Source organism: Brevibacillus soli (genome assembly GCF_044759095.2).
In the GTDB taxonomy this organism is placed as follows: domain Bacteria; phylum Bacillota; class Bacilli; order Brevibacillales; family Brevibacillaceae; genus JBIYSM02.
Map to the genome: position 1 here is coordinate 13,388 of NZ_JBIYSM020000050.1, position 12,670 is coordinate 26,057.

Below are 12,670 nucleotides of genomic sequence, written 5' to 3' on the forward strand. Positions count from 1 at the left end.
TCCCTTTGCAAACGAAATGGCCTTCGCCGCCGCCACTCCAACGAGCAGGGCTCCGACCAGACCGGGGCCGTATGTAACCGCGATCCCATCGATCTCGTCCAGCGTCTTGCCTGCTTCGCCAAGCGCCTCTTCGATCGTCAGCGTAATGTTTTCCACATGACGGCGGGAAGCCACTTCGGGTACCACGCCGCCGAAGCGCTTGTGGATGTCAGCCTGGGAAGCGATGATGTTGGAAAGCACCACAAGCCCGTCCTGGACAACCGCCGCCGAAGTTTCGTCGCAGCTGGTTTCGATCCCCAGAATGTATGTCGGCCTGCCCGATTCCCTATGCAGTTGGTAGGCTTGCTGAACGCGCTGTTGGTAGCGAGAACTGCGTTTATTGTTCATGTAATGTCACCCACATTATGATGGCGTCTTCATTGTTGTCGGAATAGTAGTGTTTCCGCCGCCCGTGCTCCGCGAAGCCAAGCTTCGCGTACATGCTGCGGGCGATGGTATTGGACGGCCGCACTTCCAGCGTCATGCTTCTTGCTCCGAGCAGGTAGGCCAGCCCCATCATCTGCCGCATCAGCCGCTCGCCGATCTTCCTGCCGCGGCAGTCGGGATGCACCGCTATATTGGTGATATGCGCCTCGTCCAGGACGATCCACATCCCGCAGTAGGCGACGACTCGGTCTCCCTCGATTGCAACGACGTAACGGGCATTTTGATTGATGGTCAGCTCGTTGACAAACGCATCCCTCGGCCATGGAGTGGTGAAGGAAAGCTGCTCCAACTCATACACCGCATCCACGTCGTCGAGCGTCATAAAGCGAAATGAAAGCGAATCCCGTTCTTCCATGTTCCGTCCCCTTTTACTCTTCGCTGCCGGCATCCCGTTTCGTTTGTGCCATCCATTTGGCTTCCGCTTCCGCCACCTGCAGATATTCCGGAACCAGCTCGTGCGCACTGCCGCCATCCCGAATGCACTCAATCGCCAGAAAGCCGATATGGGCCGCACGCGGATGATTGAAGGATGGCAGGGTAAACCTCGCCTGTTCCCCCAGTGTTTCGGCAATCACACTCCGGTGCAGGGCCACGTCGTCACCGAGGAACAACAGCGGCTGGCCGCCCGCCTGTTCGCGAATCATCGGGAGCCAGTCCCGGAGCAAAACGATTCGCTCTCCCATGTGTTCCTGTACGGAACGAAGTCCTTCCGTCTGGTAGTAGCCGGTATAAACCTGACCGCGTCTTGCGTCAAACAGGGGAATGATTCCGCCCGAAAACCCCAGCGCATTCATCGCCACTGCCTGAAGACTGGAAACCCCGACAGCAGGAATGCCTAGCGACCAGGCCATGCTTTTGGCCGCAGCCACTCCGATCCGCACCCCGGTGTAGGAGCCCGGTCCCTTGGCCACTCCGATGCCGTTCAACTGTTCGGGTGACGTGTCCGTTTCATCCAACAGCAGCGAGATGCAATCCATCAAGCGAACAGAGTGGTTTTTTTGCAGGTTGGTTGTCATCTCCGCGAGCACCCGGTTCTCGTCCACTACCGCAACACTCAGGACCAGGTTGGACGTGTCAATCGCCAGAACGCGCATCAAAATCAAACTCCTCACACAAATTGACGTAGCGGCTGCCCATTGGCACCAATCGGCATTCACGGCCACCGTCGTCTGTCGGCTGCAGCACGACCGTCAGCCTTTCTTCCGGCAGCACATCCTCGATCAGCGATGCCCATTCCACGACACATACGCCGTCTCCGTAAAAGTACTCGTCAAGACCAAGCGAGTCCACGTCGTCCCCCACTCGATAAACGTCCATATGGTAGAGGGGAAGACGCCCTTGATACTCCTTGATGATGGTGAACGTGGGACTGTTGACAACCGCCTTAACCCCCAGACCTCGGGCCAGCCCCTGGGTGAAGGTGGTCTTGCCTGCCCCCAGATTTCCTTCCAGTGAAAGAAAGTCGCCCGGCTGCAGGAAGGAAGCCAACTGCTCGGCAAAGCGCTGCGTCTCTTCCACATTTGGCAATCTCCATCGGTATTCCTTCGCCATGCTTACTCTCCTTCTTCGTGGCGAAACTGCATCGATTTCGCTTCCCTGCGAAGCCACATCCAGGTGCCCGCAGGGTGCTTCCGATCCCTTATCGCCGTTGAAAATGATTAAAACCTGCTTTATGTAAAGGAACTCGTTCCTGATCCGTATGCATCCACACGAACGGTTTGCCTTCCTCCACCCGGCCGATGACGGTAAAGGGAACGCCGCTGTCCGCAAAACGCAGCGCCAGCGACTCGCTCACGGCCTCATCTACCGTCCCCACCAACTGGTAGTCCTCGCCGCCGAACAGAGCCCAGTGGAGCGGGTCCTTCCCAACCTTTTCCCCATACTTCCTCGTGGCCTCGGCAATGGGGATGGCAGAAGCCTTAATAACCAGGGTTACGCCGCTCGCTTCGGCAATTTCCCACAGCTCGGATGCCAGTCCATCACTGACGTCGTTTAGTGCTCCGGTACCCCCGGCAGCCAGCAGGAGCCGGCCCGCCGTTATTTGGGCAGAGGGACGCTGGTGCATGGTTACCAGAGGGCGCCATTCTTCGCTGACGCCTGCTCCAGCGTCTCTATTGTCCAACAGCACATGCAACCCCGCAGCCGATCCTCCCAGGTGTCCGGTGACAAAAACGAGCTGTCCCGGCCGTGCCGCAGTCCGGCGGAGCGCCTTGCCCCTTTCCACTTCGCCCAGGAGGGTGACAGACAGGTGAAGAGCGTCCGGAGCGGATACCGTGTCGCCTCCGATCAAACGAATCCCGTAAGCTTCGCACGCCTCGTAGATTCCCTTGTAAACGGCTTCGCATTCTCCCTCCGACCACTTTGGCGGGACGGCGATGGATACCAGCGCATAACGGGCAATACCGCCCATTGCGGCAACGTCGCTGATGTTGCTGATGACGGCTTTGTAGCCAATGTCCTCCGGCTTCATCGTCTCCCGTAAAAAGTGGACCGTTTCGACCATCGCGTCGCAGCAAACGACTACTTCCATTTCAGCGGAAACGGAAAAAACGGCGGCGTCATCTCCGATTCCCACCGTCAAGCCGTCACCTTCCTGTCCCTGAGAACGGCTCGTCCAGCTTCGAATCAGGGAAAATTCATCGCTTGCCACCACTTTTACGCCTGCCTTTCAGTCGCATCGTGAATTCATTATACCGTTGGCTTACAAAGGCGCGCAAGGAAAGCGGCACGCATTGTCTAACCAGCAGGTCCGGCCATCTGTTTGAGCTTCAGCTTACCGCCGCAGCGGCCGCAGCGGTATCGGGCAGGATTCATCTTTCGCTTTCGCTTGTAGTTCATCCCGCATTGCACACAGACCAGCTCGTATCTGTACGGCAGCGTAACCCTGCCCCCGGTTACCTGGCGACAGTATCGGCTTCCTCCCACCTCGCGAAGCAGCTCTTTGAACTCCCGGTCGCTGTGCTTGTACCCCCGCTTCTCCAGATGAAGATGGTAGTGGCACAGCTCATGTTTGATAATCGCGATCAGTTCTGCTTCCCCGTGCTCTTCGAAGTGGCGGGGATTCAACTCGATGTCGTGCGTGCGCAGCAGGTAGCGCCCCCCGGTTGTTCGCAGCCGGCTGTTGAACCGGGCTCGATGGCGGAACGGCTTGGAAAAAAACTGTAACGAAATGGTTTCCACCAGCTGCTGCAACTCTTGATCCGTCATCTCCGGCCTCCTACTCTGCTTTGATCACCACTACGATAACAGTATAGGTTGAAATCTGCTAGAAAAATAGGCTACACTTGTCGGTGAAAAAGTACATTTTGGCGGAGGATCTTATGCGTTATCTGATGCTGCAGGAAACAAACGGGCTGCGATTTGTCGTCATGCCTGAAGCGTATATGTACCAGTTGGTTGCTCTCCTGAAGCGCCTGCACAAGGAAATCGACAAACTGACGATCGACGAGCGGCCTGAGCTGCCGACCGTGCTGGCCGAGTGCTCCGATCTTGACCTGCTTTCCGGCGACCATCAAGTAGAGGAGGGCTTGTCGTACGTCAGTGAGTTGGAGCAGCGCTTCTCCCGGTTACAGGAAGACGTTTACCCGCTGATTTCGCTTTTGACGGAAATCCGCGCGCTGCAGGCCCAATTGGAGTTTTTAAAGGAAGACGAATAAAAACATCTGCAAAAATCCACAAAGATAGGTACCTCCTGGGTCCGTCGGGCATACATTGGCTGTAGACGTATGACAGCAGGAGGTACCTTCATGCCCCAGTGGATGCGTAAACAACTGCAGCGTGCCTTCTACGGGAAGGATGTCAGACAAATTCGTTTATTGAACAGCTGTTGGTTCTTATACCTTGAAAAACACGGCGGCCGTCCTCAGGAATAGGATGGCCGCTTTTCCGTTGGAGGCCAAACATAGCCGTCGTCTTTTCTAACCGGTTACTCTCCCGGCGGGATCATGGTCAATCCCACCCGCTGACGCTTTTCATCTATCTCCAGTACCCACACGTCCACAATGTCTCCTACCGTCACCACGTCCAACGGGTGTTTGACAAAACCTTTTCGGAGCTGTGATATGTGTACAAGCCCGTCGTTTTTCAAACCGATGTCGACAAATGCGCCGAAGTCAACCACATTGCGGACCGTACCCTGAAGCTTCATACCCTTGCTCAGGTCTGAAAGCTGCAGCACATCCTTGTGCAAAAGAGGCTTGGGCAGTTCATCACGCGGGTCGCGTCCCGGGCGCAGCAGACTTTCCATGATGTCGACAAGCGTCGGTTCCCCAATCTCCAACTGCCTCGCGGTTGCCGGAACATCGAGCCGCTGCAGGCGTTCCCTGCAAGTCTCGCTGCCGATTTCCGCCGGTTCCACTCCGATCATCTCCAGCAGCTTGTGCGTCGCATGGTACGACTCCGGGTGAATCGGAGTCTTGTCCAGCGGATTGGCTCCATCCATCACACGCAGGAAGCCGATGCACTGCTCATACGTCTTGGCGCCTAATCGCGGTACCTTTTTCAACTGCGATCGATCCACGAATTTGCCGATTTCGTCCCGCATTTTCACAATGTTGCCCGCAACCTGCTTGCTAATCCCTGACACGTACTGCAGCAGGGAAGGAGAAGCGGTATTGACGTCCACCCCGACGTGGTTGACCACGGACTGCACGACGAACTGCAGGCTTTCCGCCAGACGGGATTGCGATACGTCGTGCTGGTACTGACCCACTCCGACCGATTTGGGATCGATTTTGACCAGCTCGGCCAGCGGATCCTGCAAGCGGCGGGCAATGGACACCGCGCTGCGCTCTGCCACGTCCAGTTCCGGAAATTCCTCTTTCGCCAAGGCTGACGCGGAGTATACGGAAGCGCCCGCCTCATTGACAATGATGTAAAAGACCTCTTTCTTCACTTCCTTCAACACGTCGGCAATGAACTGCTCCGTTTCCCGAGAGGCCGTGCCGTTGCCGATTGCGACGATATTGACATCGTATTTCGCAATCAGCTCTTTTACCGTCGCCGCTGCTTCCTTCACCTTGTTGGCCGGGGGCGTCGGGTAGACGACAGCGACCTGCAGTAACTTTCCGGTCTCGTCGACGACAGCCAGTTTGCAGCCGGTTCGATAGGCGGGGTCGACGCCCAGCACTACCTTGCCTTTGACCGGAGGCTGAAGCAGCAGATTGCGCAGGTTTTCTGCAAAAATGTGAATGGCCCGCTCCTCCGCCGCCTCGGTCAGCTCTGACCGCACTTCGCGTTCAATGGACGGGGCGATCAGGCGCTTGTAGCTGTCCTCCAGGGCTGCTTCGAGAACGGCGCGGGCCACTGTCTCCCGGGTAATGATCCGCTTTTGCAAAAACGTGCGAATCTCCTCGATGGGGGCTTCGATCGTCACTTTCAGGATGCCTTCCTTCTCCCCGCGGTTGATCGCCAATACCCGGTGCGGCACCACTCGCTTCAACGGTTCGCTGTATTGGTAGTACATTTGGTACACGTTTTTTTCGTCCGCTTCCGCTTCCTTTTGCTCAGTGACCAGCATTCCCTTTTGAAAAGTGCGCTCGCGAATCCATTTTCGGATATCCGCATCATCCGATACCTGCTCGGCAATGATGTCCATCGCCCCCTGCAGCGCCTCTTCCACTGTCCCCACGCCTTTTTCCGCGTCGACATAGGCTGCCGCCGCTTCATGCGGATCCCCTTTGACAGGCAGGTCAAGGAGATAGACGGCCAGCGGCTCCAATCCCTTTTCCTTTGCCATCGTTGCACGGGTACGCCGCTTTTGACGGTACGGACGGTACAAATCTTCCACTTCCTGCAGCTTGACTGCGCGCTCGATCGCCGCTTTCAGTTCGTCCGTCAGCTTCCCTTGTTCGTCAATCAGACGCAGCACTTCTTCTTTGCGAACAGCCAGGTTTCGCAGATAGCGCACGCGCTCTTCAATGGAACGGATTTGTGTCTCGTCCAGCTGACCGGTCATTTCCTTCCGGTAACGGGCAATGAACGGTACGGTGTTTCCTTCATCCAGGAGTGTGATCGTCTGCTGTACCTGGTGGGGCTTGACGTCAATCTCCCTTGCGATTGTCTGGGTCATCAAAGTTAGGTCCATCCGCTTCCTCCTGCACTTCGTTTTTCGCCGATTATTGTACCACAAGCACCAAAAAAGGAGGTGCCGAAGTACCCCCGTTCGTTATCATTTCATCGCTTCCCCTGCTCCAGCCGCAGCGCTTGCCGCAGCTTGTCCAGAGCCCTGCGCTGCAGGCGGGAAACATGCATCTGTGACAATCCCATCAAGTCGCCCGCCTGCTTTTGACTCAAATTTTCATAAAAGGTAAGATATATGATTTCCTTTTCGCGTGAATCCAGAACATGCAGGGCGTGGTCCAGCATCAAATGCTGTTCCACCTGGCGATAACCTTCTTCTTCACTGCCTACCAAATCCAGCAGGGTAACCGTGTTGCCTTCGCTGTCCGCCTCCAGTTCACTGTCGATGGAAAGCGAGTGGTAGTTTCGTCCCATTTCCAGGGTTTCCAGTACCTCTTCTTCACTGACGCCGAGATAGCCGGCAAGCTCCGCAATCTGCGGAGAGCGCTGCAGGTGAGCGGTCAATTCGTCAACCGCCCGCTTGATTCGTGGATGCAACTCCTTGATTCTGCGCGGAACATGTATACTCCACGTCTTATCCCGTATGTATCTTTTGATCTCGCCGACGATCGTGGGGACGGCAAAGCTCTCAAACGTCCGTCCGAACGAGACGTCATAGCGCTTGAACGACGCCAGCAGGCCAATCATCCCCACCTGCACCAGATCCTCGCGGAGAACCTGTCCACGGGCAAATTTACTGGCCAGGGTCTCGACCAATGGCGAATAGAACTTCGTCAACCTCTCCTGCAAAATCTCGTCTTCTGTCTGTTGAAACTGGTGGATGAGCTGCAGCAGTTCTTCTCGGCTAGGCCTCTGTCTGTGGGCTTGTCCGGTCATCGCTAGCCACCTCGTCCCGTCGCAGGTATTTGGTCATGGAAATCACAACACCTGCTTCCACGTGAACTTCCACCTCATCCATCAGCGAGTGAATGAGGTAGAGACCCAATCCGCCTTCCGATACGTCTTCCAGGTCCAGGCTGGTGTCAATTGGACCGATCTTCTCTTTCAAACTGGCATAGGAAAAGCCCTTGCCCTGATCGGCTACTTCAATGACGATGCGATCCGGATGCAGCCTGCAGGAGATCCGCAGCTTTCCTTGCGCGTCGTCGTACGCATGCTGAACCGCATTTGTGCACGCTTCTCCCACTGCCAGCTTGAGGTCCTCCATTTCGTCGTACGAGAGCCCGAGACGGTGGGCAATTCCAGACACGGTCAAGCGGGCAATGCCGATGTACTCCACGCGGGCGGGCAGCGTCAATTCGATGACATCGGCGTCCGAAATGTCAACCATCACACTTTCTCTCCTTTAGAGGAACCCATTATTTCATGCAGTCCAGTGATCTGAAACAATCGTTCCACCCGCGGTGCAGCATTTTGTATATTCAGCTGGCAGCCGGTCTTCCTGCTGGTCTTACAGGCTCCGACAAAGATACCGATTCCCGTGCTGTCAATGTACTCCACTCCCTGGAGATCTACCGTCACGCTTTTGGCGTCAGGCTGTCCCACAAGAGAGAGCAGCTGCTCCTTCAGCTTCGGCCCCGTATAGGCGTCAATTTCTCCGGTTACATACAACGTATGTTCGCCGCCGTGACTAACCGTCCGAATCGTTACATTCATCGTGAAGTCCCTCCCGTCATCCAGATAATCGCCGGAGTACGACCATGGTGTAATCGTCTGTCAGTTCAAAATTGGAGAGGAGCAAGAGCCTGCGGTAGAGATGATCGGCCATCTCCTGCGCAGAGGATCCCACTCCGGAATGAAGATAGGAGAGAAACTCTTCCTGTTGTATGTAATATCGGCCGTTTTTCCGATCTGTTACACCATCTGTCAGCAAGATCAAGCAATCTCCCGGCTCGAGCGCGATCTCGTACTCCCGGAAACCGGGTTCCTCCAGAACTCCCAGCGCTGCTCCCTGTCCCTCCAGCTCATAAAAACAGTCCTCTGCCGATCGGTAACAAAAGCCGGGCTCGTGCCCCGCCACTGCATAGCGAAAGCGATGGGAAGAGACGTTGTAACGGCCGTACACCATGGTGACAAACATGCTGGGGTCCATGTTTCGCTCCGCCACCCGGTTCAAGTGCAATAGCATGGAAGCCGGAGCAACCTTGGTCTCGTCATAACTGTCCATGGCGTACTTGATCATCGACATGCACATCGCCGCCGGGATCCCTTTTCCGGTAATGTCGGCAATGGCCACACTGAACGTATCGGCATCGTGCTGAACGAAGTTGTAGTAGTCGCCGCTCATTTGCTTGGCGGGAACACTCACGAGGCCGATTTCCACTTCAGGGAATGCGGGGATCTGCCTGGGAAGCAGCGTCTGCTGCATGGCGGCGGCCACTTCGAGCTCCGATTCCATCTGCTGCTGCTTGCTGCGCAGACTGCCGATCGCCCTGTAAGCATTGCCGTATTCAATCATCACTTCCGTCAAAATATGAAAGGTTTCGCGAATGAAGTCCGGAAGTTCGCCACACTCCTCCAGCGCCCTTACGTGCATATCCACAACCTCTTCAGGCGAAAAATTCTGCACGAGCAACCACTTGCTCAACTGTTGAGCGACGTATAGCTGGTCTTCGCCTTTTTTGGCCAGATACGCTTGTAAAATCCGGGCGTACTGTTCCATGACCTGATGATGGTTCACTTCCGCGCCTCCCCTTCAGCGTCGTCCAGCCATTTTATGATCTCCACCCGCGTTCCCTTCCCCGGTACGCTTTCCAGCAAAAATTCATCCATCATCCGCTTTACGCCGGGTAGTCCCGCACCCAGAGCGCCCGAAGTGGAAAAGCCATCTTCCATTGCCCTGCGCATGTCGGGTATGCCGGGTCCCCGGTCTTCTGCGACAACATAAAGTCCCGTCCGCCCGTCCCGTTCCACCTTGTCAATGGTGATGGTTCCCTCTCCGGCGTAGAGAAAAATATTCCGGGCCAGCTCGGAGATGGATGTGGCAATTCTGGACTGCATGATCGTACCGAACCCTATCCATTTCGACAAATTTCGACCCAAGTGTCTGGCAAGCACGATATCTTCCTCTGCTTGAATAGGAATTCGTTCCGGATTAGATTCTGTCACAACTGGAGACTCCCTTCAGTATTTCCCACTCATTGCCAGTTGAGTGCAATATGCGTAAACTGTCTAAATTTGTCTTTTTTTATCTCATCATTACATTCGATGGGGGACCTTTCAATTCCTGCTTTCTGGGAAAAAGCAAAAAACCACTTGAAAATCAAGTGGCTTTTTTCGTATTGATTTAGAAGTCAATAAGTCCCAGACTGATCTGGAGGGATTCATTGACCCGATCCATCATCTCGTCATCAAGATGAGTGATTTTATCCGTTAAACGCTGCTTGTCAATGGTTCGAATTTGTTCCAAAAGGATAACGGAGTCACGATCAAATCCATAAGTTTTTGCGTCTATTTCCACATGCGTCGGCAGTTTCGCCTTCTGAATCTGTGCTGTAATGGCAGCGACGATGACCGTCGGACTGAATCGATTGCCAATATCGTTTTGAATGACTAATACTGGTCGAACGCCCCCTTGTTCGGAGCCCACAACCGGTGAAAGGTCCGCGAAAAACACATCGCCACGTTTGACAATCACGCGTTACACCCCGCTAACTAAGCGGTCAAGGGTAAGGTCAGCCTCTTCTTCTGCGCCGAATGCCTCCGATGCCATATTCAAGTTGATTTTCGCCATTTCCATGTAACCCTTTTGCATGGTTTCCCGTATCACGCGTTTTTTCCGCTCTTTCAGATACAAATGCATGGCCTGGCGAATAAATTCACTTCGATTGGAATTCTCCTTTTGAATGACGCCGTCCACTTCCTGCAGCAGGTGTTGTGGCAAGCTGATCATGATGCGTTTCGTATTTGACTTAGACAAGACAAATCCACCTCCAACCATGACCGTAACTTCCGTAGCATTGTTAACCGCAATCCGGTGCAGAGTGTTCAAATCAACACCCTATTAACAATACCATTATGTCGAACCATTTACAAAAATATACCTGCCCGGTTAGGGTCAGGAGAAAAAAAGCACATTTTGCGCCCTACTATAATTCGCTGTTCTTCGCGCAATTCCTGCTGCAAGCCATTGTTAGTTGTTTACATTTCGCTTTTCATCGTGAGCGGGTGAAAGACCTCTACCACTTGTCGCCCTCGAAGGTAGACGCGCGGAATGCGGTAATTCAGCATGCACGGGATCTCGTAATTGATCGTGCCGATCCGTTCGGCTACTTCGTCCAACGAGATCTCCTCGTCCCCCTGTTTGCCGTACAACACCACCTCGTCGCCTACTTGGGCTGATCCGCTGCCGATTCTGACCATGATCTGATCCATACAGACCCTCCCTACGATGGCTGCCCTTTCCCCACCGTGCAGAGCAAAGCCCCGATTGGAGAGCAGCCGGGAAAAACCGTCGGCATACCCGATCGGCAGCGTCGCAATCTGTTCTTCAGGTTGAGCCGTATACGTCGCCCCGTAACTTACTGTAAACGGTTCCTTGGCTGTTTTCACGTGAGCAATTCGCGTTTTGAGCGAAAGGGCCGGGACAAGCGGAACATCAGCCCGTTCTCTCATGTAGGAAGAAGGATATAATCCGTATAAGCCTATGCCCAAACGAATCGTATCATACCCCCATTGTGGAAAGGCGATGGAGGCCGCTGTATTGCAGCAGTGGACTTTCGGAAGAGTCTTGCCGGCGTCTTGCAGCGCCTGCAAATACGATTGGAACTGCTGATGCTGCTGAACAACGTGAGTCGTGTCAGCTTCATCGGCGCAGGCAAAGTGCGTGAAGATTCCGGTCCATTGAAGCATCGGACTTCGCTCCAATCGTTCGACAATTGCCAAAAGTTCTTCGGTGGAACGTACTCCCAAACGGCCCATCCCCGTATCCGTTTTGATGTGGATCCCGATGGGCCGGGCGTTCGGACATTTGTCAAGCAACAGTCGGGTCGCCTGCTCCACCCATTCGGAGTGGTAGGCGGTCAATTCAATGTTCCACTGCACAGCCTGCTCGACACAGTCAACCGGTGTGTATCCAAGCACCAGAACAGGAGCAGTAATTCCCGCCTTGCGCAGCAAAACCGCTTCGTCCAGCATCGCGACCGCGAGTGAATCTGCCCCGCAGCGCAGCGCTTCACGGCCTACCTGAACTGCGCCGTGTCCGTATCCGTCCGCTTTGACCACGGCCATGATGCCCGTTTTTGCGGGAATATGCCGCCGAAACGTTTGAACGTTTTTTCCGATGGCATCCAAGTCTACCTCGACCCATGTGTCACGACAAAAAGCCTTCATGTTTTATCTCCTCTTGCCCAATTTTTTCAAGGTAAACAATCGTTCATTGAGGCGCGCCAAAAATACACGCGAAACCATGAGTGCTTCCCGTTTGCCGCTCAGACGGTAGAAATGACGCCCTTCAAAAATCGGCTCCACCTCGCTCAACGGGTAGCGGGCCTCCTTGCCGCCCATGGAGATGATCAGATGGGTTTTGGTCAGTTTGTACTGTGGACGCAACACCCATTTGTATACAAAGGGAGCCAGTCCGACGACGGCGATGGCGATGGCGAAGGCAATCACCTTAAATGTGTCGGATTGCGTGGTGAAGAATTGGGAAGCGAGCAGCATCCCCACGACGAACACCACGGACTCCAGAATGCGCATGCGGAAATTTTTTCGCAAGAGAAGGTCAGAGTAACGCGACTCCTCCTGATACAAGATTTCATCAGACTCTTTCTTCATTGACTCCTCGTCACCTCATCGCATAGTTACTCTGACTTTATCGCTTTTTGGTGCCGCGTGTCAATTCGCAGAGCGTGCCTCTGCCGATACCGCAATAGAGAGAAAGAAAGGGAACCGCCCAACTGGTGAGGGGCATAAGAAAACCCACCCGGCATGAGCTATCCTCGACCCACTCGGCGTTAGCTAGTTACTCCTGAAAAAATCGTTTTTTGGCAGAAGCATCTCATTGTGGTGAATCTCAGGGGGCTACTGTGTAACTGTATCCGTTAATCGTTGCTTATTTGGCCATTTGGGCTGCTCTTCTGAGGTTATGAGCCCAGATTCCGAA

Annotated in this window: 17 protein-coding genes and 1 pseudogene; 2 read left to right on the forward strand and 16 right to left on the reverse strand. The window is 54.5% G+C overall.

Going from position 1 to position 12,670, the window contains the following annotated elements:
- The 6 genes and pseudogenes from ACE99V_RS17525 to ACE99V_RS17550 form a co-directional block, all read right to left on the reverse strand.
- Nucleotides 1-387: pseudogene (locus tag ACE99V_RS17525) on the reverse strand (tRNA (adenosine(37)-N6)-threonylcarbamoyltransferase complex transferase subunit TsaD); the annotation flags it as partial.
- On the reverse strand, nt 377-841 hold the full coding sequence (gene rimI / locus ACE99V_RS17530) for a ribosomal protein S18-alanine N-acetyltransferase (RefSeq protein WP_400492529.1): 465 nt from the start codon (nt 839-841) through the stop codon (nt 377-379). The pseudogene ACE99V_RS17525 and the gene rimI, both read right to left, overlap by 11 nt.
- A 13-nt stretch (nt 842-854) precedes the next feature.
- Complete coding sequence (gene tsaB, locus ACE99V_RS17535) at nt 855-1,580, reverse strand: tRNA (adenosine(37)-N6)-threonylcarbamoyltransferase complex dimerization subunit type 1 TsaB (protein WP_400492531.1); 726 nt, start codon at nt 1,578-1,580, stop codon at nt 855-857.
- Nucleotides 1,561-2,037, reverse strand: coding sequence for a tRNA (adenosine(37)-N6)-threonylcarbamoyltransferase complex ATPase subunit type 1 TsaE (gene tsaE / locus ACE99V_RS17540; protein WP_400492532.1), 477 nt, complete (start codon nt 2,035-2,037; stop codon nt 1,561-1,563). The genes tsaB and tsaE overlap by 20 nt, the downstream gene beginning before the upstream one ends.
- A gap of 88 nt (nt 2,038-2,125) precedes the next feature.
- The gene (thiL, locus tag ACE99V_RS17545; RefSeq protein ID WP_400492533.1) at nt 2,126-3,136 is read right to left on the reverse strand and encodes a thiamine-phosphate kinase; all 1,011 of its coding nucleotides are present in this window, start codon (nt 3,134-3,136) and stop codon (nt 2,126-2,128) included.
- An 86-nt stretch (nt 3,137-3,222) separates the two neighbouring features.
- Entirely contained in the window at nt 3,223-3,693 is a 471-nt protein-coding gene (locus tag ACE99V_RS17550; protein WP_400492534.1) for a SprT family protein, read from the reverse strand.
- Nucleotides 3,694-3,806: 113 nt separating this feature from the next.
- Here ACE99V_RS17550 and ACE99V_RS17555 point away from each other — a divergent pair, with 113 nt between their 5' ends.
- Complete coding sequence (locus ACE99V_RS17555) at nt 3,807-4,142, forward strand: hydrolase/acyltransferase (RefSeq protein WP_400492535.1); 336 nt, start codon at nt 3,807-3,809, stop codon at nt 4,140-4,142.
- A gap of 90 nt (nt 4,143-4,232) precedes the next feature.
- Nucleotides 4,233-4,358 carry a cortex morphogenetic protein CmpA gene (gene cmpA, locus ACE99V_RS17560; RefSeq protein ID WP_400492536.1) on the forward strand — a complete coding sequence of 42 codons (126 nt, stop codon included), beginning with the start codon at nt 4,233-4,235 and terminating at the stop codon, nt 4,356-4,358.
- 53 nt (nt 4,359-4,411) lie between these two features.
- Here the strand turns inward: cmpA and ACE99V_RS17565 are convergent, their stop codons facing one another.
- The 10 genes from ACE99V_RS17565 to ACE99V_RS17610 form a co-directional block, all read right to left on the reverse strand.
- Nucleotides 4,412-6,571, reverse strand: coding sequence for a Tex family protein (locus ACE99V_RS17565; protein ID WP_400492537.1), 2,160 nt, complete (start codon nt 6,569-6,571; stop codon nt 4,412-4,414).
- Between the two features lie 89 nt (nt 6,572-6,660).
- Nucleotides 6,661-7,443 (reverse strand): RNA polymerase sigma factor SigB, encoded by a 783-nt coding sequence (sigB, locus tag ACE99V_RS17570; RefSeq protein WP_400492538.1) that lies wholly within the window; start codon nt 7,441-7,443, stop codon nt 6,661-6,663.
- Nucleotides 7,412-7,897 carry an anti-sigma B factor RsbW gene (gene rsbW / locus ACE99V_RS17575; protein ID WP_400492539.1) on the reverse strand — a complete coding sequence of 162 codons (486 nt, stop codon included), beginning with the start codon at nt 7,895-7,897 and terminating at the stop codon, nt 7,412-7,414. The genes sigB and rsbW overlap by 32 nt, the downstream gene beginning before the upstream one ends.
- Nucleotides 7,897-8,223: an anti-sigma factor antagonist gene (locus tag ACE99V_RS17580; protein WP_400492540.1), complete on the reverse strand. Its 327-nt coding sequence runs from the start codon at nt 8,221-8,223 to the stop codon at nt 7,897-7,899. The genes rsbW and ACE99V_RS17580 overlap by 1 nt, the downstream gene beginning before the upstream one ends.
- A gap of 16 nt (nt 8,224-8,239) precedes the next feature.
- Nucleotides 8,240-9,247 carry a PP2C family protein-serine/threonine phosphatase gene (locus tag ACE99V_RS17585; protein WP_400492541.1) on the reverse strand — a complete coding sequence of 336 codons (1,008 nt, stop codon included), beginning with the start codon at nt 9,245-9,247 and terminating at the stop codon, nt 8,240-8,242.
- Nucleotides 9,244-9,675, reverse strand: coding sequence for an anti-sigma regulatory factor (locus tag ACE99V_RS17590; RefSeq protein WP_400492542.1), 432 nt, complete (start codon nt 9,673-9,675; stop codon nt 9,244-9,246). Before ACE99V_RS17590 ends, ACE99V_RS17585 begins: the two co-directional genes overlap by 4 nt.
- 178 nt (nt 9,676-9,853) lie before the next feature.
- Complete coding sequence (locus tag ACE99V_RS17595; protein ID WP_005830205.1) at nt 9,854-10,204, reverse strand: type II toxin-antitoxin system PemK/MazF family toxin; 351 nt, start codon at nt 10,202-10,204, stop codon at nt 9,854-9,856.
- A gap of 3 nt (nt 10,205-10,207) precedes the next feature.
- Complete coding sequence (locus ACE99V_RS17600) at nt 10,208-10,507, reverse strand: CopG family ribbon-helix-helix protein (protein ID WP_400492546.1); 300 nt, start codon at nt 10,505-10,507, stop codon at nt 10,208-10,210.
- Nucleotides 10,508-10,707: 200 nt separating this feature from the next.
- Nucleotides 10,708-11,898, reverse strand: coding sequence for an alanine racemase (gene alr, locus ACE99V_RS17605; protein ID WP_400492543.1), 1,191 nt, complete (start codon nt 11,896-11,898; stop codon nt 10,708-10,710).
- 3 nt (nt 11,899-11,901) lie between these two features.
- Entirely contained in the window at nt 11,902-12,342 is a 441-nt protein-coding gene (locus tag ACE99V_RS17610; protein WP_400492544.1) for a hypothetical protein, read from the reverse strand.
- Between the last annotated feature and the right edge of the window lie 328 nt (nt 12,343-12,670).

What these genes read in the sequence shown, in the direction of transcription:
- ACE99V_RS17555 (WP_400492535.1), top strand. Translation starts at nt 3,807, where the DNA reads ATGCGTTATCTGATGCTGCAGGAAACAAACGGGCTGCGATTTGTCGTC.
- rsbW (WP_400492539.1), bottom strand. Translation starts at nt 7,897, where the DNA reads ATGGTTGACATTTCGGACGCCGATGTCATCGAATTGACGCTGCCCGCC.
- cmpA (WP_400492536.1), top strand. Translation starts at nt 4,233, where the DNA reads ATGCCCCAGTGGATGCGTAAACAACTGCAGCGTGCCTTCTACGGGAAG.
- alr (WP_400492543.1), bottom strand. Translation starts at nt 11,898, where the DNA reads ATGAAGGCTTTTTGTCGTGACACATGGGTCGAGGTAGACTTGGATGCC.
- ACE99V_RS17565 (WP_400492537.1), bottom strand. Translation starts at nt 6,571, where the DNA reads ATGGACCTAACTTTGATGACCCAGACAATCGCAAGGGAGATTGACGTC.
- sigB (WP_400492538.1), bottom strand. Translation starts at nt 7,443, where the DNA reads ATGACCGGACAAGCCCACAGACAGAGGCCTAGCCGAGAAGAACTGCTG.
- tsaE (WP_400492532.1), bottom strand. Translation starts at nt 2,037, where the DNA reads ATGGCGAAGGAATACCGATGGAGATTGCCAAATGTGGAAGAGACGCAG.
- ACE99V_RS17550 (WP_400492534.1), bottom strand. Translation starts at nt 3,693, where the DNA reads ATGACGGATCAAGAGTTGCAGCAGCTGGTGGAAACCATTTCGTTACAG.
- rimI (WP_400492529.1), bottom strand. Translation starts at nt 841, where the DNA reads ATGGAAGAACGGGATTCGCTTTCATTTCGCTTTATGACGCTCGACGAC.
- ACE99V_RS17580 (WP_400492540.1), bottom strand. Translation starts at nt 8,223, where the DNA reads ATGAATGTAACGATTCGGACGGTTAGTCACGGCGGCGAACATACGTTG.
- ACE99V_RS17600 (WP_400492546.1), bottom strand. Translation starts at nt 10,507, where the DNA reads ATGGTTGGAGGTGGATTTGTCTTGTCTAAGTCAAATACGAAACGCATC.
- ACE99V_RS17610 (WP_400492544.1), bottom strand. Translation starts at nt 12,342, where the DNA reads ATGAAGAAAGAGTCTGATGAAATCTTGTATCAGGAGGAGTCGCGTTAC.
- tsaB (WP_400492531.1), bottom strand. Translation starts at nt 1,580, where the DNA reads ATGCGCGTTCTGGCGATTGACACGTCCAACCTGGTCCTGAGTGTTGCG.